The following is a 22,403-nucleotide window of genomic DNA, read 5'->3' as shown; positions in this document are numbered from 1 at the left end:
CGGCCGTACACCCTCCCGAAAGGGCATCACGCGCATGGAGCAGTACGAGCCCGACCGCCTTTCCCCGGCCCAGGTGGCCGCCATGCGGCGCAGCTTCCGCAACGGCAGGGCCGCCCTCACCCGCCGGTCCCTGCTGCGCGCCTCCGCGGGCGGCGCCCTGGTGGCCGGCGGCCTCGGCGCGCTGACCGGCTGCGGCATCCCCGCGGCGGGCAAGACCGCGGGAGGCGTCTCCGCGGACGACCACTCGGCCAAGGAGAAGACCGTCAACTTCTCCAACTGGACCGAGTACATGGACGTCGACAAGAGCGAGAAGCACCATCCCACGCTCGACGCGTTCACCGAGCGGACCGGCATCAAGGTCAAGTACACCGAGGACATCAACGACAACGTCGAGTTCTTCGGCAAGATCAAGCCGCAGCTCGCGGCGGGCCAGGACACCGGCCGGGACATCATCGTCCTCACCGACTGGCTGGCCGGCCGGCTGATCCGGCTCGGCTGGGTCCAGAAACTGGACGCCTCGAACCTTCCGCACGCGTACGCGAACCTGTCGCAGCAGTTCCGCAGCCCCGACTGGGACCCGGGCCGCGCCTACTCGTACCCCTGGCAGGGCATCTCGACCGTCATCGCCTACAACAAGAAGGCGCTGGACGGTATCGAGGTGAAGTCGGTCTCCGACATGCTCGACAACCCCAAACTGAAGGGGCGCGTCGGGTTCCTCTCCGAGATGCGCGACAGCATCGGCATGGCCCTGCTCGACATGGGCAAGGACCCGGCGAAGTTCACCGACGACGACTACGACGCGGCCGTCGCCCGGCTTCAGAAGGCCGTCGACAAGGGCCAGATCCGCCGCTTCTCCGGCAACGACTACACGGCCGACCTGACCTCGGGCGACTTCGCGGCCTGTGTCGCCTGGGCGGGTGACGTGGTCCAGCTCAAGGCGGACAGCCCGGACATCGACTTCATCATCCCGGACAGCGGCTACATCACCTCCAGCGACAACATGCTGATCCCCAACAAGGCGCGCCACAAGACGAACGCCGAGCGGCTCATGGACTACTACTACGAGCCCGAACCGGCCGCCGAACTGGCCGCCTACATCAACTACGTGTGTCCGGTCGACGGGGTGAAGCCGTATCTCGCGAAGCTCGACAAGGACGCGGCGGACAACCCGCTGATCATTCCCGACGCGGCGATGGCCGCGAAGTCCCACTCCTTCCGGTCGCTGAGTCAGAAGGAAGAGACGGCGTACGAGGAGAAGTTCGCGAAGTTGACAGGGGCGTAGCCACGCCTGCCCCCAGCGGTGCGACACCCCTCCGACTCCCCAAGGACCACACCATGACCAGCACCAGCACAGATCACGGCGGCGACGTCCGTCTCTCCGGGATCAGCAAGAGATACGGCTCCTTCACCGCCGTACACCCCCTCGATCTCACCGTCCCGCAGGGCTCCTTCTTCGCCCTGCTCGGTGCCTCCGGCTGCGGGAAGACCACGACGCTGCGGATGATCGCGGGTCTGGAGGAACCTTCCTCCGGGACCGTCTTCCTCGGCGAGCAGGAGGTCACGAACCTGCCGCCGTACAAGCGGCCGGTGAACACCGTCTTCCAGTCGTACGCCCTCTTCCCGCACCTCGACATCTTCGAGAACGTCGCCTTCGGTCTGCGCCGGCGCGGCATCAAGTCGGTGAAGAAGCAGGTCGACGACATGCTGGAGCTTGTCCAGCTCGGTGAACAGGCGCGGAAGAAGCCGCACCAGCTCTCCGGCGGCCAGCAGCAGCGCGTCGCCGTGGCCCGCGCGCTGATCAACACCCCCAAGGTGCTGCTCCTCGACGAACCGCTCGGCGCCCTCGACCTCAAGCTGCGCCGCCAGATGCAGCTGGAGCTGAAGCGCATCCAGACCGAGGTCGGCATCACGTTCGTCCACGTCACGCACGACCAGGAGGAGGCCATGACGATGGCCGACACGGTCGCCGTGATGAACGGGGGCAGGGTCGAGCAGCTCGGCTCGCCCGCCGATCTCTACGAGAACCCGCACACCACCTTCGTCGCGAACTTCCTCGGCACCTCCAACCTCATCGAGGCCGAGGTGGACACCACGAGTGGCGACGAGATCGTCCTCAAGGCGGGCGGCGGCAAGCTCCTGCTCCCCGAGGCCCGCTGTTCCGCGCCGACCAGGACCGGCGGCAAGGTGCTGGTCGGGGTCCGCCCCGAGAAGATCTCCCTGACGCACGCGGACGACGCCGGCGACATCCCGGCCGGCCGCAACCGCATCACCGGCAAGATCGCCGACACCAGTTTCATCGGCGTCTCCACGCAGTACGTCGTCGACAGCCCCGTCTGTCCCGACTTCGAGGTGTACGTCCAGAACATCGACCGGGACGCCCGGCTCGCCCCCGGCGCGGACGTCGTCCTGCACTGGAACCCGGCGCACACCTTCGGCCTCGACGCCGACCAGGACATAGACGCGGGCGTCGAGACGGTCGACGACGAGGCGGCCGTCTGATGGCCACCGCGACCCCCGACGCGCCACCTCTGGCGCCCGCACCGGCGAAGAAGCCCCCGCGCCGAAGAGGCCGCTGGACGCCGTACTGGCTGCTCCTGCCCGGCCTGCTCTGGCTGTTCGTCTTCTTCGCGCTGCCGATGGTCTACCAGGCCTCCACGTCCGTGCAGACGGGCTCCCTGGAGGAGGGCTACAAGGTCACCTGGCACTTCGCGACCTACTGGAACGCGCTGGCCGACTACTGGCCGCAGTTCCTGCGCTCGGTGCTGTACGCCGGTGCCGCGACGATCCTGTGCCTGGTGCTGGGATACCCGCTCGCGTATCTGATCGCGTTCCGCGCGGGACGCTGGCGCAACCTGATCATGATCCTGGTCATCGCGCCGTTCTTCACCAGCTTCCTGATCCGTACGCTCGCCTGGAAGACGATCCTCGCGGACGGCGGCCCGGTCGTCGGCGCCCTCAACTCGCTGCACGTCCTGGACGTCACCAGCTGGCTCGGCATCACGGCCGGCGACCGGGTGCTGGCCACGCCGCTCGCGGTGGTGTGCGGTCTGACGTACAACTTCCTGCCGTTCATGATCCTGCCGCTCTACACCTCGCTCGAACGCATCGACGGACGGCTGCACGAAGCGGCCGGCGACCTCTACGCCAGGCCCTTCACGACCTTCCGCAAGGTCACCTTCCCGCTGTCGATGCCGGGAGTGGTCTCCGGGACGCTGCTCACCTTCATCCCGGCGAGCGGCGACTACGTCAACGCCGATCTCCTCGGCTCCACGGACACCCGCATGATCGGCAACGTCATCCAGACGCAGTTCCTGCGCATCCTCGACTATCCGACGGCAGCCGCCCTCTCCTTCCTCCTCATGGCCGCGATCCTCGTCATGGTCACCCTCTACATCCGCAAGTCCGGAACGGAGGACCTGGTCTAAATGGCCTTCGTGAATTCGATCGGGCGCTGGCTCAAAAGCCATTTCGTCGTCATCGCGGGACTTGTCACCCTCGGTTATCTGCTGCTGCCGAACGTCGTCGTCACGGTGTTCTCCTTCAATAAACCGAAGGGCCGCTTCAATTACGAGTGGCAGCAGTTCTCGACGGACGCCTGGCGTGATCCCTGCGGGGTCGCCGGAATGTGCGGCTCGCTCTCGCTCAGCCTGCGGATCGCCTTCTGGGCGACCATCGGGGCGACCGTCCTCGGCACGATGATCGCCTTCGCGCTGGTGCGGTACCGCTTCCGCGCGCGGGGCGCCGTCAACTCGCTGATCTTCCTCCCGATGGCGATGCCCGAGGTCGTCATGGCGGCCTCACTGCTCACCCTGTTCCTCAACCTGGGCGCACAGTTGGGCTTCTGGACGATCCTGATCGCCCACATCATGTTCTGCCTCAGCTTCGTCGTCGTCGCCGTGAAGGCCCGCGTGATGTCCATGGACCCACGCCTTGAGGAAGCCGCCCGGGACCTCTACGCGGGCCCGGTGCAGACCTTCGTACGCGTCACCCTGCCCATAGTGGCTCCCGGGATCGCGGCGGGCGCGCTGCTCGCCTTCGCGCTCTCCTTCGACGATTTCATCATCACCAATTTCAACGCGGGCTCGACCGTCACCTTCCCCATGTTCGTCTGGGGCTCGGCGCAGCGTGGAACGCCCGTTCAGATCAATGTCATCGGTACGGCCATGTTCCTGATCGCCGTACTGTTCGTGCTGACCGGAATGGTCATCGGCAACCGCCGCAACAGGCAGAAAGCCTGATCCGGAAAACCCTGTGGGGAGTTGAAATCATGGCCCCGAGCGCCATGAGCATGTGGACCAGGTCCCTTTCCGACGCCCAGCCGGTCGCGTACTGGCTGGACGACCCCGGCAGGCCCCGCCCCGAGCCCGCCCTCACCGGCGCCGAGAGCTGCGACCTGCTGGTGGTGGGCGGCGGCTACAGCGGGCTGTGGACCGCCCTGATCGCCAAGGAGCGCGACCCCCAGCGGGACGTCGTGCTCGTCGAGGGCCGCGAGGTGGGCTGGGCCGCCTCCGGCCGCAACGGCGGCTTCTGCGCCGCCTCCCTCACCCACGGCCTCGCGAACGGCCTGGCCCGCTGGCCGGACGAGATCCACCGGCTCGAAGAACTCGGCGCGCGGAACCTCGACGAGATCGAGAAGGCCGTGGCCCGCCACTCCCTCGACTGCGACTTCGAACGCAGCGGCGAGATCGACGTCGCCACCGAACCGCACCAGGCCGACGAACTCCGCGCCTGGCACCAGGAGTTGACGGACAAGGGCCTCGCGACCGGCACCGAGTTCCTGGACACGGAAGCGGTACGGGACCAGGTAGCGTCCCCCACCTTCCTGGCGGGCCTGCACGACCCCACCGGCGTCGCCCTGCTCAACCCGGCGAAACTGGCTTGGGGCCTCAAGCGGGCCTGTCTGCGCCTGGGCGTCCGCGTCTACGAGCACACCCCGGCGCTGACCCTGCGGCCGTACGGCGCCGGCATGGCCGTACGCACGCCGTACGGGTCGGTCCGCGCCCGTCGGGTCGCCCTCGGCACGAACATCTTCCCGAGCCTGGTGAAGCGTGTCCGGGCGTACACCGTGCCGGTCTACGACTACGCGCTGATGACCGAACCGCTGAGCGAGGCGCAGCTCGCCGACGTCGGCTGGCGAAGCAGGCAGGGCCTCGGGGACAGCGCCAACCAGTTCCACTACTTCCGGCTTAGCGCCGACAACCGCATCCTGTGGGGCGGCTACGACGCGATCTACCCGTACGGCGGCCGGGTCCGCGCGGAGTACGACGACCGCCCGGAGACCTACGCCAAGCTGGCCGACCACTTCTTCACCTGCTTCCCGCAGCTGGAGGGCGTCCGCTTCACCCACGCGTGGGGCGGCGCGATCGACACCTGCTCGCGCTTCTCGGCGTTCTTCGGCACCGCGCACGCGGGCCGGGTGGCGTACGCGGCGGGCTTCACCGGCCTCGGCGTCGGCGCCACCCGCTTCGGCGCGGACGTGATGCTGGACCTGCTGGCGGGGGAGCGCACGGAGCGGACGTCGCTGGAGATGGTCCGCAAGAAGCCGCTGCCGTTCCCGCCCGAGCCGTTCGCCTGGACGGGCATCGCGCTCACCAAGTGGTCGCTGGCGCGGGCCGACACCCATGGCGGCCGGCGCAATCTGTGGCTCAAGGCGATGGACCGGCTGGGACTGGGGTTCGACAGCTGAGGGCGCGTGCGGGCGGGCAGTGATCCACAGGCGTACGCCCCGCTCATCGGCGGTGATCCGATTCACTCCCACGACGTGGCGAAACCCGCGTAATGCTCCGGGGAAACCCTCCTCTCTCTCGTGACGCGACCAGCGTTCACAGAGAAAGGGAGGTCCCCATGGCTGGGGCGAAAACGGCGGTCGAGTGGCTGGCGTCCGTTGCTCCGGATCCCGAGGCCTGCCGGTGGGAATGGGAGCGCAATCCCCTGGGGATCGCGCTGCTGCCCGCAGGCAAGGCCTGGGACGTACTGATCCTGCGGGGTGAACTCGGCTACCCCACCCTCGACGTCCTCACCCGTGTCATCGACCAACCCGGCCCGGTGCTCGTCGACTTCGGCGACTCCCGGATGGGGTTCTTCGTACCGCCGGGCACCGCCGCCCGGTGGCTGGGCACGGGGGTGCGAACGGCGGGACGCGGTACGTGGATCGTCGTCCCGTACCCGGGCCGCGTGACCGGAGGCGTTCGCTGGCTGATCCCACCGGACGGCTCGGGCACCCTCACCGACCCGGCGCTCCTCGAACTGGCCATGCACGAGGCGGCGGCGAGTCTGGCGACCGACGAGGACAGGTGAGGGAAGAAGGGAAGAGCTGGTGATGCCCGAAGCTCTCGCGGCTGCCTGATCCCCGCGTGACCACGCTCTCGTCGGCCGTCCGTGCGGTCGACGCGAACCGTGGGCCGGCGGGGGGCACGGCCGACAGATCGGTGCAGCGGGCTGGTGCGAAGGGATCAGGGAGTGGGCGACGGCGAGGGCGAGGGCGGGGGCCTGCGGACGAAGAGGCTCAACAGGATCAGCAGCGCGCCGCACAGACACCAGCTCGCCAGCACGTCCAGTGGCCAGTGAAAACCCCGCACGACCAGGCCGACGGCGACGGCGGCGTTGAGACCGAGGCACCCGGCCAGGACGAGCCGACGGGTGTACGTACGGCGCAGCCACGGCAGCAGGAGCAGCGTGGCGGAGCCGTAGGCCACGACGGCCGTCGCGGTGTGACCGGAGGGATAGAACCCGGTGCCGGGGCCCATGACCGGCGGCCCGGACCGGGCGACCAGTTCCTTCATGGGTACGACGATCGCCGGTACGGCCGCCATCAGCACACCCGCGCCGGCCGGTTCCCGCCACCAGCGCTCCGTACCCGCCCGACGCGCGCGCAGACCGACGTACACCAGGACGACGACGAGGACGGGAACGGCGACCACGATGCTGCCGAGGTCGGCGAGGAGCGCCCAGGCGCGGGACGGGTGGACCAGCGAGTCACTGAGGCGTTCGTCCGCGCGGGCGAGGGGGCCGTGGACGACGACCTGCCAGGTGATCAGCGCGAAGAGGAGGACCGCGACGGTCAGGAGGGAGAAGAGGCTCCGAGAGGTCGTCCGCCCTGGAACAGGGGGGGTAGCTCCAGGGCGGACGATCAGATCGGGTCGTCGCACGCCCCGGGGGGTTTGGGGCGGGCGACTGTCCGATCGGTGAGGAGACCCGGAGCCAGAAGCTCCGGCTGTGTGCGCGAGGGCACGACCGGATCGAAGCTGGGGAGGCCCCGACCAGGCGCCGCCCGCAGTTTCCTGCGGGCGGGGTGTATCTCTCATCTGGATAGAACCTATGTCAGGGGATGGGTCTCGGACAGACAGAATGACATCCCGCCATCCTCCTCGCACACCTTCTTCACACGCTCTGACGGTGCCGCGCCGGCCCGGAAAAAAGCGGAATCCGGGCCGGTCGGCCGGTACGGGAGAGCGGGACGGACGGACGGCGGGAGCCCGGGACGCGTCAGACGCTGGTGAAGGCCTGCTCGATGATGTCGAGGCCCTCGCCCAGGAGGTCGTCGCCGATCACGAGCGGCGGCAGGAAGCGGAGGACGTTGCCGTAGGTGCCACAGGTGAGGACCACCAGACCCTCCTGATGGCAGGCCTTGGCCAGAGCCGCGGTCGCCTCCGGGTGGGGCTCCTTGGTGACGCGGTCCTTGACCAGTTCGACGGCGATCATGGCGCCCCGGCCGCGAATGTCGCCGATGACCTCGTACTTCTCGGCCATGGCGGTCAGCCGGGCCTTCATGACGGCCTCGATGTGCTTGGCCCTGGCGTTGAGGTCGAGCTCCTTCATCGTCTCGATCGAGCCGAGCGCGCCCGCACAGGCGACCGGGTTGCCGCCGTAGGTGCCGCCCAGGCCGCCCGCGTGCGCGGCGTCCATGATCTCGGCGCGCCCGGTGACGGCGGCGAGCGGCAGCCCGCCCGCGATGCCCTTGGCGGTGGTGATCAGGTCGGGCACGATGCCCTCGTCCTCGCAGGCGAACCACTGGCCGGTCCGGCAGAACCCGGACTGGATCTCGTCGGCGACGAAGACGATGCCGTTGTCGGCGGCGAACTTCCGGATCGCCGGCAGGAAGCCCTTCGCGGGTTCGATGAAGCCGCCCTCGCCGAGCACCGGTTCGATGATGATCGCGGCGACGTTGTCCGCGCCGACCTGCTTGCTGATCTGGTCGACGGCCTGCGCGGCGGCCTCGGGACCGGCGTTCTCCGGGCCGGTGGGCCAGCGGTAGCCGTAGGCGACGGGTACGCGGTACACCTCGGGCGCGAACGGCCCGAAGCCGTGCTTGTACGGCATGTTCTTGGCGGTGAGGGCCATGGTGAGGTTCGTCCGCCCATGGTACCCGTGGTCGAACACGACCACGGCCTGGCGCTTGGTGTACGCCCGCGCGATCTTCACGGCGTTCTCGACGGCCTCGGCACCGCTGTTGAAGAGGGCGCTCTTCTTGGCGTGGTCGCCCGGTGTCAGCTCGGCGAGCGCCTCCGCGACCTCGACGTACCCCTCGTACGGCGTGACCATGAAACAGGTGTGCGTGAAGTCGGCGAGCTGGGCGGAGGCCCGGCGTACGACCGCCTCGGCGCTGGCGCCGACCGACGTCACGGCGATGCCGGACCCGAAGTCGATCAGCCGGTTCCCGTCGACGTCCTCGATGATCCCGCCGCTCGCCCGCGCCGTGAACACGGGCAGCACCGAGCCGACACCGGCCGCGACGGCGGCCAGACGGCGGGCCTGCAGCTCCTGCGACTTCGGGCCGGGGATGGCGGTGACGACGCGGCGCTCCTGGGGGAGGGAGGTCATGAGGGGCTCCTGGGGGGGCGTGATGGACGCGGGGGCTGAGGTGCGGCTGACGCGGGACTCTCGCCGCGGCTCTCTTCGCAGGCTAGGCCTGGGGGATGGGGGCGGGCATGCACCGTTTGGGAGTGGTGGGGGTGTGTCGTTGTCCTTGGTGGACAGAGGGGGAGCGGGCGGGTACCCCTTCCACAGGCCTCTACGGGTGGGGGCGCGGCGGGTTCCGGTCCGCGAGGTCGGCCGTGTAAGCGGTGAACTCCCCTTGTGGGAGCGTTAGATTGGCCGCTGTCGAGTGACGGTGGCCTAAGCAGCTGGTCGGGCTGGTCAGGGGGCAGGGCGATGGACAGCGACGGGACCCAGGACGCGCGGGGTACGCATGCGAATCCTGTGCCGCGTCCGGCGGGGCCGCCGGACGGGCCCTCGGTGCCGCCTCGGCCGGCGCGGGCGCCTCGGCCCGTCGAACAGGGGGCGCCGCAGGGTGTGCCCGCGCCGGCGTCCGTCGCCGAGTGGCTCAACGAGCCGCGGCCCGAGGTCAAGCCGGGGATCTGGCGGTACGGGTACCGGCTGCCCAAGGGGGCGCAGGCGACGGAACGCCTCTCCCCGGTCACCGTCGTCGGGCTGCTGGTGCCGCTCGTCGTGGGGCTGTTCCTGTGGTCGCTGTGGCGTCGGGGCGCGGTGCCGTACCAGTCGGTGCTGCTGAAGCTGTTCACACCCGAGGACTGGTGGTGGGGCGGCACCGTCTCACCCAAGGGGTGGGAGGGCAGCGCGGCCGTCCTCGTCTACAACGGCCTCTTCTTTCTCGTGCTGCTGTACGGAATGGGCCGGCTCGGCAGCTGGCCCGACATCGCCCGGCACTTCGTGGCACGCAGGCCGCAGCCCGCACGGGCCCTGCTCGCCGCCCTGGGCGCCCTCGTCACCCTCAGTTTCGTATTTCCGAACGCCTTTCCGGGGGCCGGCTGGAACGCCCTGCCGCTCGTCGACGCGGTCGTCGCCCTCGTCGCGTTGATCTCCGGCAGTTTCGACGTGTTCGGGTCGACGGCCTTCAAGGTCGGCCTCTACACCGTCATCACCCTGCTCGTCGTCTGGCCGTTCGCCCGGATCGGTGGCTGGTGGGCCTACGCGAAGGAGCGCCTCGCCGCGCGCGAGGCCGCCGCCGGGCCCACCGGACCCGCGCCCGCCGACCGGCCGCGCGAGCAGTGGCCCGACCTCCGGGAGGCCGGTCAGTACGAGGCCGCGGAACTGCTCACCGCCGAGGTGGCCGGCGGCCGGATGAACGACGTGGACTGCGCCCGCGTCGAGCACGCGTGGACGCTCGCCAGGCAGGGCGGGCTGCTCACGGACTTCCGGGACACCGTGCTGCGACAGGGCTCGGCGGCCTGGGTCCACCCCTCCGGAGCCCGGGACCTGACCCGGCGCGGCGCGCGGCACGACCTGGCCGCGGGGCAGGTCCGTATCGGACGGTGGGCGGCGGCCGAGCGGGCCCCGCTCGTCTATCACGGCGCCGGCGCGGCTCTCGGGGCCGAGGTGCTGGGCACCTCCCTGCTCGCGGTCGGACCGTCGGGGGCGGGCAAGACACGGCATCTCATCGAACCGGTGACCGAGGCGCTGGCCCTGCGGGCGCTCACCGGGCAGTGCGCGTTCGTCACGGTCTCCGCGCCCGGGACGCCGCTCGCCGACGACACGGCGTTCGACGTCGTCGTGCGGATCGGTGACCGTTCCTCCGTCCACGACCTCGATCCCTACGCCGACTCCGACGACCCCGACGAGGCGGCCTCCTTCCTCGCCGAGGCACTGGTCGGCGACCTCGACACCGTCGGCACCGAGAGCGCCGCCACCGCGCTCGCCCAGGTGCTCGGCCCCTACCGGGCGGCCCACGGGCACTTCCCGTCGCTGCCGGTGCTGCGGGAACTGCTGGAGAGCGACCCGGCCGCGCTGTCCGCCCTGCGCGACGCCCTCGCCGGGGACGAGTACACCGTCATGCGGCGCGAACTCGACGTACGCATCCGGCAGTCGGCGAGCCCGACGGACGTCGGCCGGATCCTCGCCGACCGGCTCGCGCTGCTCAACCGGCCGGTCTTCGACGGCTTCTTCGGCGGGGGCGGCACGGCGCGGCCCTTCTCGCTGCGCTCCCTCGCCCAGTACCCGCTCCGCGTCCGCGTCGACCTGCCCGAGCACGGCCACGAGGAGGCCGCCCGGCTGATCACACGGCTCGTCCTCGCCCAGTTCAGCGCCGTCGTACGCGACGGACGGCGCCCCCACTTCGCCTGCCTGGTCCTCGACGACGCCACCGGGACGGTCACCGCCGGTTCGGTACGCCGTATCCAGCGGATGCGCACCCAGAACGCGGGCGTCGTCCTCGCCCTGCGGACGATCGGCGACGTCCCGGAGACGCTGCACGGGCCGCTGTACGGCGCGGTCGGCTGCCGGATGGCGTTCTCCGGCGTGACGACCTGGGACGGCAGCCGGTTCGCCCAGGCCTGGGGCACGGCCTGGGTGGAGACCCGGGACGTGGCCAAGCACACCGTCTTCGCTGACCAGCCGATGACCCGTGCCATCCACGCCCTGCGCAAACTGGTCACCGGCAAGGCGGTCACCACCGACGCGGTGACCGTACGGACGGTCGAACGGGAGCGGTGGTCGGCGTCCGAACTGGCGCACGAGGTGCCGCCGGGGCACGCGGTGCTGTCCCTGACGACGGTGGAGGGCGAACACGCGCCTCCGCTGCTGGTGAACCTGCGGGGCTGAGCAGGGAGGGCTGGGCAGGGAAGACTGAGCAGGGACAGTCGCCCGTATGGGGCACACAGTACGTACGGTGAGGCAGAATCGACACAGGCTGTTCATACGTGGCGGCCAAAAGTCCACGGAGCTCACACAGATCTGAAGGCCTTATGCCCCCGACGCTCGCCTCGCTCGTCCACCACTCCACCCTCAAGCTGACCGTGCGGGCCGGCGGGGACCGCCTGGACGTACCCGTGCGCTGGGCGCATGCCAGCGAACTGGCCGACCCCGTCCCCTATATGGAGGGCGGGGAGCTGCTCCTGATCACCGCCCTCAAGCTGGACGCCGAGGACGCCGAGGCCATGCGGCGCTATGTGAAGCGGCTGGCCGCGGCGGGGGTCGTCGGACTCGGTTTCGCCGTCGGGGTCAACTACGCGGACATCCCGAAGGCACTCGTCGAGGCGGCGGAGCAGGAGGGGCTCCCCCTCCTGGAAGTTCCGCGCCGCACGCCCTTCCTCGCCATCAGCAAGGCGGTGTCGGCGGCCATAGCGGCCGACCAGTACCGGGCGGTGACCGCAGGCTTCGCCGCGCAGCGGGAACTGACTCGGCAGGCGCTGAGCGACGGCCCGGAGGGCCTGCTGGCCTCGCTCGCCTCCCAGGTCGACGGCTGGGCCGCACTGTACGACGCCTCGGGCGCCGTCGTCGCCACCGCGCCCGAGTGGGCCGGGCGGCGGGCGGCGCTGCTCACGGCGGACGTGGAACGGCTGCGGGAGCGGCCGGCGCCGGCGAGCGCCGTGGTCGGCGCGGGCGGAGGGGGCGAGGAGGGAGAGCGGGACCGGGTCGAGCTGCACTCCCTCGGCACCGGGCGCCGGCCGCGCGCCGCGCTGGCCGTGGGTACGGCCGCCGCGCTGGGTACGGCGGAGCGGTACGCCCTCCATTCGGCCATCGCCCTGCTGACCCTCACCACCGAACGGTCCCGTTCCCTCCAGGCCGCCGAACAGCGCATCGGGGCGGCGGTGCTGCGCATGCTGCTGGCCGGTGAACCCGACCACGCGCGCGCCGTCGCCGGGGGCCTGTACGGCGAGCTGCTCGACGCGCCGTTCCGGATCGCCGTCGCCGAGTCGGCCACCGCCCCGATGGGAGCGGTACGGGAGGCCGGGAGCGGGGGTGCGAGCAGGCCGACGGCCGGTGCGCTGGTGGCCGCTGTCGCCATCGGCGATCCGCTGGGCGGGCTCGCCGAGTGCCTGGAGTCGGCCGCCGCGCGGGCCGGCGAAGCGGTGCTGGTGGTGCCGGAGGGCGAACGGCTGGTCGTGCTCGCCGTGGACGGAGGCGCGGCGGTGGGAGCCTGCGAGGAGTTCGCCGCGGCGTTGGAGGGGGCGCGGGCGGAGGCACGGGGGCGGGGAGACGCGCCGGCCTCTTCCGCCGGTGACGAGGACGAGCTGGTGGTGGGGATGTCGGGGCCGGCCGGGCCCATCGCCGCGGCGGCTGCGTACAAGCAGGCCGAGCAGGCGTTGTCGGTGGCCCGGCGGCGGGGGCGGGTGCTGGTCGGACACGAGCAGTTGGCCGCCGGGTCAGTCGTGCCGTTGCTGGCCGATGACGCGGTGCGGGCGTTCGCGGACGGGCTGCTGCGTCCGCTGAACGAGCATGACGCGACGGGCCGGGGCGACCTGGTGGCGTCGCTGCGGGCGTGGCTGTCCCGGCACGGCCAGTGGGACGCGGCTGCGGCGGATCTCGGTGTGCACCGGCATACGTTGCGATACCGGATGCGGCGGGTGGAGGAGATTCTCGGGCGGTCGCTGGATGATCCGGATGTGCGGATGGAGCTGTGGCTCGCCTTGAAGACGACGGCGGCTGTGGGGGAGTGAGACGGGGGCGCGGTGGGGTGTTTCTCGCCCCCGCCGCCCCTACCCGTCCCATCCTGTCCCTGGGGGCTGCGCCCCAGACCCGCCTGCCGGCCCTGAACGGGCCTTGTCCTCAAACGCCGGACGGGCTGAAGGTGAGGTCCCCTCACCACGCCGAACCGTCCCACTCCCCACCCCCACCACTCCACCCCGGACAAACAACCCTCCGCCCTCCCCGCCCTACCGTGTACGCATGACCTCCACGCCGCCCGTCACCCACGCCTTCTGGCTCGCCGGCCGCCAGGCCACCGGCGAGACCACCTTCGACGTCACCTCCCCCTGGGACGGACGCCTCGTCGGCAAGGTCGGCGTGCCGACCGAGGCCCAGGCCGAGGAAGCCGTCGCCGCCGCCCACGCCGCCCGCGACGAGTTCGCCGCCACCCCGGCCCACGTCCGCGCCGCCGCCCTCGACCACGTCAGCCGGCGTCTCGTCGAGCGCACGGAGGAGATCGCCCAGCTCATCTCCGCCGAGAACGGCAAGCCGATCAAGTGGGCCCGCGGCGAGGTCGGCCGAGCCGTCTCCGTGTTCCGGTTCGCCGCCGAGGAAGCCCGGCGTTTCAACGGCGGCGAGGCGCAGCGCCTCGACACCGACCTCGGCGGTCAGGGCCGCCTCGCCCTCACCCGGCGCTTCCCGAAGGGCGTCGTCCTCGGCATCGCGCCCTTCAACTTCCCCCTCAACCTCTGCGCCCACAAGATCGCCCCGGCGATCGCGGCAGGCGCCCCCATCATCCTGAAGCCGGCCCCGGCCACCCCCCTCTCCGGCCTCGTCATCGGCGAACTCCTCGCCGAGACCGACCTGCCCGCCGGTTCCTGGAGCGTCCTCCCGGTCGCCAACGACCGTATGCCGGCCCTCGTACAGGACCCGCGTCTGCCGGTGATCTCGTTCACCGGGTCGGAGCAGGTCGGCTACGCGATCATGGACTCCGTGCCGCGCAAGCACTGCACCCTTGAGCTGGGAGGCAACGGCGCGGCCGTTGTCCTCGGCGACTACGCCTCCGACGCGGACCTCGACTGGGCGGCGACCCGTATCGCCACGTTCTCCAACTACCAGGGTGGCCAGTCCTGTATCTCCGTGCAGCGGGTCATCGCGGACACGGCCGTGTACGACCGGCTGCTGCCCCGCATCGTCGCCGCCGTCGAGGCGCAGGTGACCGGCGACCCGGCCGACGGCGCGACCGACGTCGGACCGCTGGTCAGCGAGGACGCGGCCAAGCGGGTCGAGGCTTGGGTCGACGAAGCCGTGCGGGCCGGAGCCAACCTCCTCGCCGGCGGCAAGCGGGACGGCGCCTCGTACGCGCCGACCGTCCTCACCGACGTACCCGCCGATGTCACGATCTCCTGCGAGGAGGTCTTCGGGCCGGTCCTCACCGTGCGGAAGGTGGACGGCGAGGCCGAGGCGTTCGCCGCCGCCAACGACTCCAAGTACGGCCTCCAGGCAGGCGTGTTCACCCACGACCTCCAGGCCGCCTTCCGGGCCCACCGGGCCCTGGAGGTCGGCGGTGTCGTCATCGGCGACGTGCCGTCCTACCGCGCCGACCAGATGCCGTACGGCGGTGCCAAGCAGTCCGGTGTCGGCCGCGAGGGTGTCAAGTTCGCGATGGACGACTACACGTACGAGCGCGTCCTCGTACTGACGGGCCTCGCCCTCTAGATAATGGGAACCGTTTCCACATAGACTCGCCGGTGACGCGAACGCGCCGTCACGAAAGGGTCCGGCACCGATGCCTTCCGGTGCCGGACCCCTTCCATGTGCCGACCGCTCCGGACCCTGGGGCCTGCCCGGCGGATCATGCCGGAACGCGGGGTGTGGCACGCACTCCCCCAGAGGGGGGACCCCCAGCGGCGTTGTCGTCGGTTGCCGACTCCCCCACGTTCGACTTCGCTCGCGCGGGGGGACCCCCATCGCGTCGACGCCCTCCTCCGCCTTGCAGCTGCACGCTCCCCCACGCTCGAACAACCTCGCGCGGGGGGACCCCCATCACCCCGCTCACGTCCGTGGACGAGGCGCCGCTGCTTTCCTCCGACCTCATCCGCCGGACAGGCCCCGGCCGGAGAAGCCGACGTGCGCCAGCCGCAACGGGCCGCGCAGTCTGAGGCGCAGGTCGTGCACGCGGTCGACGGTGAGCGTGGCCCGGACCGTCGTGTAGTCGTACGGGCCCTCGGTCGGCGTCGGAGTCAGGACGGCCGCGGCTTCCGTGTCGCCGTCGAGTACGACCTCCACCACTCCCTCGCCGGCCACCTCGACCGTGATCGCGGCGACGCCCGTCCCGAAGTCGCAGTCCCGGTAGAGCAGTTCGGCCTCCTTGCCGCCCGACGGCGTCACCGCGTCGCCCGACACCTTCGTACGGTCGACGATCTCGGCGCCGGTCTGCTCGTCGAAGTCGGCCGCCGCCAGACCCAGTTGACGTACCGGGCGGGGTGCCGACGGGGTGCCGGTCACCTGGACCGTCGTACGCACGCGGATGTCCTCGCTCGACGCGCCCACCAGGACCTCGTACGCGCCCGGTGCGAGGCGTCGGCCGCCGGTCGCCACGTCCCAGAACTCCAGGCAGCTGAGCGGGAGTTGGAAGGAGACCGGGGCCGACACTCCCGGGGCCAGGGTGATCCGGCGGTGGGCCAGCAGCTCCCTGCGCGGGCGGGCGACCGGTGACTCGGGCGCCCTCGCGTACAGCTGCGCCACCTCGTCCGCCGTGACGTCCCCGGTGTTGGTGACGGTGAACGACACCCGCAGCGTCTCGTCGTCCGCCGTCTCGGCCGTGAGGTCGGCGTACGCGAACGACGCGTACGACAGGCCGTGGCCGAAGGGGAACAGGGGTGTTCCCTCGAAGTAGAGGTACGTCTGCCGGGAGCCGATGATGTCGTAGTCCAGCAGGTCGGGAAGGTCGGCGTCGTCGGCGTACCAGGTCTGCGGGAGGCGGCCCGCCGGCGAGACGTCGCCGGCCAGGACGCGGGCCAGGGCCGTGCCCGCCGCCTGCCCGCCGTGCGCCGTCCACAGGGCGGCCGGGAGGTCCGTGACGTCCACCGCGTACGGGTACGCCGAGACCAGGGCCAGGACCGTCCGGGGGTTCGCGGCGCGGGCCGCGTCCAGCAGGCGCTGCTGGTGGGCGGGGAGGCGGAGCGTCGTGCGGTCCTCGGTCTCGCGGCCGTTGATGTGCGGGTCGTTGCCCGCGACCACCACGACCACGTCCGCCCGCGCCGCCACTCTCTTCACCGATTCCTCACCACGTTCGGCGACGATCAGTTCGAAGATCTCCGGAGGAGTCTCGTTCCCCTCGGCAACTTTCACGCCGTCGGCGGCGACAGAGACGTGGCGACCCGTACCGACGTGCCTGAGGAGGTGACGGTTCTCGTGGGACTCACCGGACCCGTGGGGCTCCAGGCGGAAGGTCTCCTGGACGACCCAGCCGCCCGGCTGGTCCGCCGACGCCCGTACGTAGCCGTCCTCGGCGACCGAGAGGTACCGGCCGTCGGGCGCCCGCAGCGTCAGGATGCCCTCGCCCCAGTCGATCAGCGCGAACTCGGTGCCGTCCGCGTCGGCGGTGAGCGCGGGCAGGTCGGTGCGGCCCGCGAGGAGCGCCGGGTCCAGTGCCCCCTCGGCGCCCCGGGCGATGTCGGGTGCGTCCTCGGCGGGCCGTACGTGCAGGAACGTACCGGCCGACGTGCGCAGCCGTACCCGGTCCACGCCCTCGGCGAACTCGACGTGCTCGGCGCCGAAGCGCTCGTACAACGCCTCCAGCGGTGTCGAGCGGTGGATGAGGGTGCCGCTGTACCAGTCGGTCTTGCACTCGTCGGCGAGCAGACCGACGACCGCCACGCGCGAGCCGGGGGCCAGGGGGAGGGTGTCGTCGTCGTTCTTCAGCAGGACGATCGCCTGTTCCGCCGTCTCCCGCGCGAGGGCGCGATGGGCCGGGGTGTCGAAGTCCGGGGCGCCCGCGTACGGGTCGTACTGCGGGTCGAACTCACCCAGACGGAAGCGCACCGAGAGCTGACGGCGGACCGCCCTGTCGATGTCCTCCTCCGTCAACAGGCCCTGGGACAGGGCACCTTGAAGACGGGCGACGATCTTCGAACTGTCCGTGCCGTGGTCGGTGAAGCTGTCCACGCCGGCGATCAGCGCGGCGGCCGTCGCCTCCTCGTGGGTGTCGAAGTAGTGCTCCGAGTCGACCAGGTTGGAGGGCGCGACGGCGTCCGAGCAGACCAGCAGATCCTCGTCCGTCCAGGTGCGCAGGTGTTCGCCCAGGAGCGGCGAGACGTGGTTGGGGCGGCCGTTGACCAGGTTGTACGCGGGCATCACACCCGCCACCGCGCCCGCCTCGACGGTCTCGCGGAAGGCGCGCAGATCGTATTCGTGCAGGACGCGCGGGCGGACCGAGGAGGACGTGACGTCCCTGCCGGTCTCGTTGTTGTGGGCCAGCCAGTGCTTGAGGACCGGGGCCGTACGCCAGTAGGCGGGGTGGTCGCCGCGCAGGCCGCGGGTGTACGCGGTGGCGATCGCCGAGGTCAGCTTCGGATCCTCCGAGTAGCCCTCCTCGTTGCGGCCCCACAGGGGGTGACGCAGCAGGTTGACCGTGGGCGCCCAGACGTTGAGGCCGACGCGGTCGTCGCGGGCGCGCATCGCCCGGACCTCCCTGGACACCGCCTCGCCGACGCGGTGCACGAGCTCCTCGTTCCAGGTCGCGCCGAGACCGACCGCCTGCGGGAACACGGTCGCCGGACCCATCCACGCCACCCCGTGCAGCGCCTCCTGGCCGGTGCGGAAGGCGGCGACGCCGAGCCGCTCGACGGCGGGCGCGTACTGGTGCAGGAACGCCACCCGTTCGTCGAGGGTGAGGCGCGACAGCAGATCGTCGATGCGCTTCGCGGTCGGCAGCCGCGGATCGCGGAATGGCGGCGAAGGCGGCGTTTGTGCGGTCACGTGGGGTTCCCTTGCAGTGGAGTGGCTCAGCGCATTCGAAGCGCTTCGATGCTCATTCGACGTGGGGGTGGGTGTCAAGAGACCCAGAAGCAACAAATCCGTCTCCCACCCGTGATGTCAGGCGGCACCGAGGGGCGGTTTGGGCCGCCCTGCAGGGCTTCGCACCTCGGAGGAATCTTGGAACCGACCCTTGTGCACCCTCAGGTGTTCACTTAACCTCGCAGCAACATCGAAGCGCTTCGACTGCGGATTGCCGTAGGACGAGTCGGAGAATCGCTTCAGCTCAGCCAGTTCCACTCAAGACACCGCAGCCGACGGCTCCACCGCCGGGTGTCCTGGTGCGCCATGAAGGGTTGACGCAATGACGCCGAACGCCGCTTCCGCCTCCGGGCCGAGCCGGAGAAGTTTCCTCGCCTCGACGGCGGTCGCCACCGCCGCGGTGGCGGGCGGGATGCCGCTGCTTGCCGCCTGTGGCGGTTCGGACAGCGGATCGCGCGAGGGGACCACGTCGGGCAAGGCCGCGGACAAGCTGCTCCCGATGTTCGTCGCCAGCACGGTCGCCAATCCGGACCTTCCGTCGAAGAACGGTTCGGCCGCCGGCTACACCGGCAAGGTCGACCTCGCGGCCCTGAAGAGCTCGGTCCCGGACAAGCTCGGCACCGGCGCACCCTTCAAGATCATGTCCCCGTTCTGGGGCTCCCCGCCGAAGTCGGGCTGCGCCTACTACAAGGCGCTCGACGCCGCCGCGGGTACCAAGATCACCTGGCAGAACCAGGACGGCAACACCTACGGCGAGAAGCTCGGCGCCGTCCTCGCCTCCAGCTCCATACCCGACATGGTGGTCGTGCCCGGCTGGGAACTGGTCGGCAAGATCTCGAACGCCGTCACCGCGAAGTTCATGGACCTCAGCCCCTACCTGGCGGGCGACAAGGTCAAGAAGTACCCGAACCTGGCCGCGATCCCCTCCGACGCCTGGCGCATGGGCATCTTCGGCGGTGCGCTGCGCGGCATTCCGATGCCGGCCGCCACCGCGAACTGGATCGCGCCCCTGTACCGCAAGGACCTCTTCGACAAGAAGGGCTACTCGGTACCCAAGTCGCCCGACGAGTTCCTGAGCTGGGCCAAAGAGGCCACCAGCGCCAAGGCCAAGGTGTGGGCCTGCGGCGACATGACCTGGTCCGCGTGGAGCAACTTCGGCGTCCGCAGCTCCGGGACGATCGGCTGGAACATCGGGGACGACGGCAAGTTGACGTACCGGGTCGAACAGCCCGAGTACCTCGAAGCACTGGAGTGGGTCCGCAAGCTGTTCGACGCGGGTGTGGTCCACCCCGACGACAAGGCGCGCACGGGCGACGCCGGCCAGCGATTCGGCGCCGGACAGATCCTGGTCTGGAACACCAACATCGCCGACTGGTACGGAAAGGTCTCCGAGCAGGCCCAGTCCAACCCGGACCTCCAAATCGAGGCCATCGACCTCTACGGCGCCGACGGCGGCAACCCGACGCTGTGGGCCTCTCAGCCCGCCACCATCTGGTCATTGATCCGCAAGGGCGCCTCGAAGGCCACGATCGAGAACGCGCTGGCCGCCGCCGACTTCTCGGCCGCGCCCTACGGCACCAAGGAGCGGATGCTCGTCGACTACGGCGTCGAGGGCACCCACTACACCGTCAAGGACGGCGTCCCGGTCAAGAACGACCTCGGCAACTCCGAAGTGCTCAACGCCTGGGTGATGCTGGCCGCGCCGGCCGCCTACTTCGCCCACCCCGACTTCCCCGAGGTCGCCCGCAAGCAGGTCGAGTGGCAGCAGCGGATGGGCGCCTTCATGAAGAAGACGTCCACGTACGGCATGAACATCGTCGAGCCGTCGCGCTACGCGAACCTCAACAGCCAGTTCGAGCAGCTGGAGCTCGACTACGTGCGCGGCAACCGCAAGCTGTCGGACGTCCAGGCCGCCATCTCCACCTGGAAGTCCTCCGGCGGCGACAAGCTGCGCGACTGGTACAAGGAGCTCATCGACAAGAACGGCAGCGGCAACTGATGTCTCTCACGGCCGGGAGCAGGCCCGACGGGATTCGCCCTCCCGCGGCGGTCGAGGAACCGACGGCCGCGGTCGCCGCGGCAACGGCTCCGACCATGGCGTCGAGCGCGACCACGACCACGGTTTCGGCTTCGGCGAAGGGGCGGGCGGCGCGCAAGGCGGACAAGGTTCCCTTCAAGGTCCGGCTGCGCCGCGACCGCACGCTCATCCTGATGACGCTGCCGGTCATGGTCCTGCTCCTGCTCTTCAACTACGTCCCGCTGCTCGGCAACGTCGTCGCCTTCCAGGACTACGACCCGTACGTCTCCAGCAACGGCGTCACGGCGATCTTCCACAGTCCCTGGGTCGGCGTCGAGCAGTTCTCGCGGATGCTCGACGACCCGCTGTTCTGGAGCGCCGCGAAGAACACCATCGTGCTGTTCGTGCTTCAACTGGTGCTGTTCTTCCCGGTCCCCATCGCCCTGGCGCTGCTCATCAACAGCGTGATCCGGCCCCGGGTCCGGGCCGTGGCACAGGCGATCATGTATCTGCCGCACTTCTTCTCGTGGGTCCTCGTCGTCACGGTGTTCCAGCAGATCTTCGGCGGCGCGGGCATCATCGCCCAGACCCTGGAGAACCACGGCTGGACCGGCTTCGACCTGATGACCAACTCGGGCCTCTTCAAGTTCCTGGTCACCGCGCAGGCCGTCTGGAAGGACTCAGGCTGGGGGATCATCGTCTTCCTCGCCGCGCTGGCCGCCGTCAGCACCGACCTGTACGAGGCCGCCGCGATGGACGGCGCCGGGCGCTGGCGCCGGATGTGGCACGTGACGCTGCCCGCGCTGCGCCCGGTGATCGCGCTGCTGCTGGTCCTCAGGGTGGGCGACGCGCTCAGCGTCGGCTTCGAGCAGTTCCTGCTCCAGCGGTACGCGGTCGGGGCCGGGGCCAGCGAGGTCCTCGACACCTACGTGTGGAACATGGGTATCCAGAACGGCGATTTCAGCTATGCGGCCGCGGTCGGCCTGGTAAAGGGAGCCATCGGAGTGTGTCTCGTCCTGGGCGCGAACAAGTTCGCGCACCTGCTCGGTGAGCAGGGGGTGTACAAGAAGTGAGCCTCAACACGCAGCTCGTCCGCAGCCTCAAGGCTCCTGCCCGACCCGTGTGGGAGGAGCAGCCCAGCAAGGCCGGAATCACCGCCAAGAGCGGCTTTCTCGTGCTCTGCTGTCTGGGGGTGCTCGGCCCGCTGTGGATCGTGATCGTCACCAGCCTCTCCCCGAAGCCGGTGATCGACCGGGTCGGCGGTCTCGTCGTGATCCCCCAGGGCATCACCTTCGTCAACTACACGGAGCTGCTCAGCGGCGGTCAGGTCAGCCGGGCGATCATGGTCTCGGTCGGTGTCACGCTGTTCGGCACGCTGTTCTCGATGGCGGTGTCGGTCCTCGCGGCCTACGGGCTGTCCCGGCCCGGCAGCCTGGGACACCGGTTCTTCCTGTTCATCATGATGGCGACCATGTTCTTCGGGGCCGGCCTCATCCCGACGTACCTTCTGGTGCAGTCGCTGGGGCTCACCGACACCTATCTGTCGCTGGTCCTGCCCAGCGCGGTCAGCGTCTTCAACATCCTCGTCCTGCGGGCCTTCTTCATGGGGATCTCGCCCGAGCTCACCGAGTCCGCGCGGATCGACGGGGCAGGGGACGCGCGGATCCTGCTGACCATCATCATGCCGCTGTCCCGGGCGGTGCTGGCCGTGATCTCCCTGTTCTACGCGGTCGGGTACTGGAGTGCCTGGTTCAACGCCTCCATCTATCTCAGCGACCAGGACATGATGCCGTTGCAGAACGTGCTCATCCAGCTGGTCCAGAAGAACACCGCGAACCCGACGGGCCTTCAACAGGCGGTCCGTACCGGGCAGTTGTCGGCGCTGGGGCTGCAGATGGCCGTGATGGTCCTCGCGTTGATCCCTGTCGCGGTGGCGTCGCCGTTCGTGCAGCGGCACTTCAAGAAGGGCATGTTGACCGGGGCTGTCAAGGGCTGACAGTCA

Annotated in this window: 15 protein-coding genes; 12 read left to right on the top strand and 3 right to left on the bottom strand. The window is 70.3% G+C overall.

The genetic code is table 11. The annotated features are described in order from the left end of the window. Positions 1-34 precede the first annotated feature (34 nt). The 6 genes from QA861_RS11850 (at position 35) to QA861_RS11825 (ending at position 6,297) form a co-directional block, all read left to right on the top strand. Positions 35-1,282: a polyamine ABC transporter substrate-binding protein gene (locus tag QA861_RS11850; protein WP_334588307.1), complete on the top strand. Its 1,248-nt coding sequence runs from the start codon at positions 35-37 to the stop codon at positions 1,280-1,282. A gap of 53 nt (positions 1,283-1,335) precedes the next feature. Beyond that, positions 1,336-2,499: an ABC transporter ATP-binding protein gene (locus tag QA861_RS11845; protein ID WP_334588306.1), complete on the top strand. Its 1,164-nt coding sequence runs from the start codon at positions 1,336-1,338 to the stop codon at positions 2,497-2,499. Beyond that, positions 2,499-3,425, top strand: coding sequence for an ABC transporter permease (locus QA861_RS11840; protein WP_334588305.1), 927 nt, complete (start codon positions 2,499-2,501; stop codon positions 3,423-3,425). The genes QA861_RS11845 and QA861_RS11840 overlap by 1 nt, the downstream gene beginning before the upstream one ends. Next, positions 3,426-4,238 carry an ABC transporter permease gene (locus QA861_RS11835; protein WP_334588304.1) on the top strand — a complete coding sequence of 271 codons (813 nt, stop codon included), beginning with the start codon at positions 3,426-3,428 and terminating at the stop codon, positions 4,236-4,238. It begins immediately after the preceding gene. Between the two features lie 29 nt (positions 4,239-4,267). Next, entirely contained in the window at positions 4,268-5,686 is a 1,419-nt protein-coding gene (locus QA861_RS11830; RefSeq protein ID WP_334588303.1) for an NAD(P)/FAD-dependent oxidoreductase, read from the top strand. Between the two features lie 158 nt (positions 5,687-5,844). Continuing rightward, complete coding sequence (locus QA861_RS11825) at positions 5,845-6,297, top strand: hypothetical protein (RefSeq protein WP_334588302.1); 453 nt, start codon at positions 5,845-5,847, stop codon at positions 6,295-6,297. Between the two features lie 155 nt (positions 6,298-6,452). Here QA861_RS11825 and QA861_RS11820 read toward each other — a convergent pair whose 3' ends face one another. Continuing rightward, positions 6,453-7,148, bottom strand: coding sequence for a phosphatase PAP2 family protein (locus tag QA861_RS11820; RefSeq protein ID WP_334588301.1), 696 nt, complete (start codon positions 7,146-7,148; stop codon positions 6,453-6,455). Between the two features lie 337 nt (positions 7,149-7,485). Then, entirely contained in the window at positions 7,486-8,820 is a 1,335-nt protein-coding gene (gabT, locus tag QA861_RS11815) for a 4-aminobutyrate--2-oxoglutarate transaminase (protein WP_334588300.1), read from the bottom strand. Positions 8,821-9,150: 330 nt separating this feature from the next. On the opposite strand from gabT, the gene QA861_RS11810 reads away from it, so the two are divergent. The 3 genes from QA861_RS11810 (at position 9,151) to QA861_RS11800 (ending at position 15,081) form a co-directional block, all read left to right on the top strand. Further along, complete coding sequence (locus QA861_RS11810) at positions 9,151-11,556, top strand: type IV secretory system conjugative DNA transfer family protein (protein WP_334588299.1); 2,406 nt, start codon at positions 9,151-9,153, stop codon at positions 11,554-11,556. A 143-nt stretch (positions 11,557-11,699) separates the two neighbouring features. Next, positions 11,700-13,394 (top strand): PucR family transcriptional regulator, encoded by a 1,695-nt coding sequence (locus tag QA861_RS11805; protein ID WP_334588298.1) that lies wholly within the window; start codon positions 11,700-11,702, stop codon positions 13,392-13,394. A 229-nt stretch (positions 13,395-13,623) separates the two neighbouring features. Further along, the gene (locus QA861_RS11800; protein WP_334588297.1) at positions 13,624-15,081 is read left to right on the top strand and encodes an aldehyde dehydrogenase family protein; all 1,458 of its coding nucleotides are present in this window, start codon (positions 13,624-13,626) and stop codon (positions 15,079-15,081) included. Positions 15,082-15,456: 375 nt separating this feature from the next. Here the strand turns inward: QA861_RS11800 and QA861_RS11795 are convergent, their stop codons facing one another. Further along, the gene (locus QA861_RS11795; protein ID WP_334588296.1) at positions 15,457-18,345 is read right to left on the bottom strand and encodes a glycoside hydrolase family 3 C-terminal domain-containing protein; all 2,889 of its coding nucleotides are present in this window, start codon (positions 18,343-18,345) and stop codon (positions 15,457-15,459) included. A 361-nt stretch (positions 18,346-18,706) separates the two neighbouring features. Between QA861_RS11795 and QA861_RS11790 the strand changes: the two genes are divergently transcribed. Genes QA861_RS11790 through QA861_RS11780 form a run of 3 tightly spaced genes read left to right on the top strand, consistent with a single transcriptional unit; the run spans position 18,707 to position 22,397 of the window. Next, entirely contained in the window at positions 18,707-20,383 is a 1,677-nt protein-coding gene (locus tag QA861_RS11790; RefSeq protein WP_334588295.1) for an extracellular solute-binding protein, read from the top strand. Next, on the top strand, positions 20,383-21,474 hold the full coding sequence (locus QA861_RS11785) for an ABC transporter permease (protein WP_334588294.1): 1,092 nt from the start codon (positions 20,383-20,385) through the stop codon (positions 21,472-21,474). Before QA861_RS11790 ends, QA861_RS11785 begins: the two co-directional genes overlap by 1 nt. Beyond that, the gene (locus QA861_RS11780) at positions 21,471-22,397 is read left to right on the top strand and encodes a carbohydrate ABC transporter permease (RefSeq protein ID WP_334588293.1); all 927 of its coding nucleotides are present in this window, start codon (positions 21,471-21,473) and stop codon (positions 22,395-22,397) included. Before QA861_RS11785 ends, QA861_RS11780 begins: the two co-directional genes overlap by 4 nt. Positions 22,398-22,403 lie beyond the last annotated feature (6 nt).

Source organism: Streptomyces sp. B21-083, assembly GCF_036898825.1.
Taxonomy (GTDB): Bacteria; Actinomycetota; Actinomycetes; order Streptomycetales; family Streptomycetaceae; genus Streptomyces.
The sequence above is the reverse complement of the archived record's forward strand: the minus strand, read 5'-3'. Positions and strand labels throughout refer to the sequence as shown.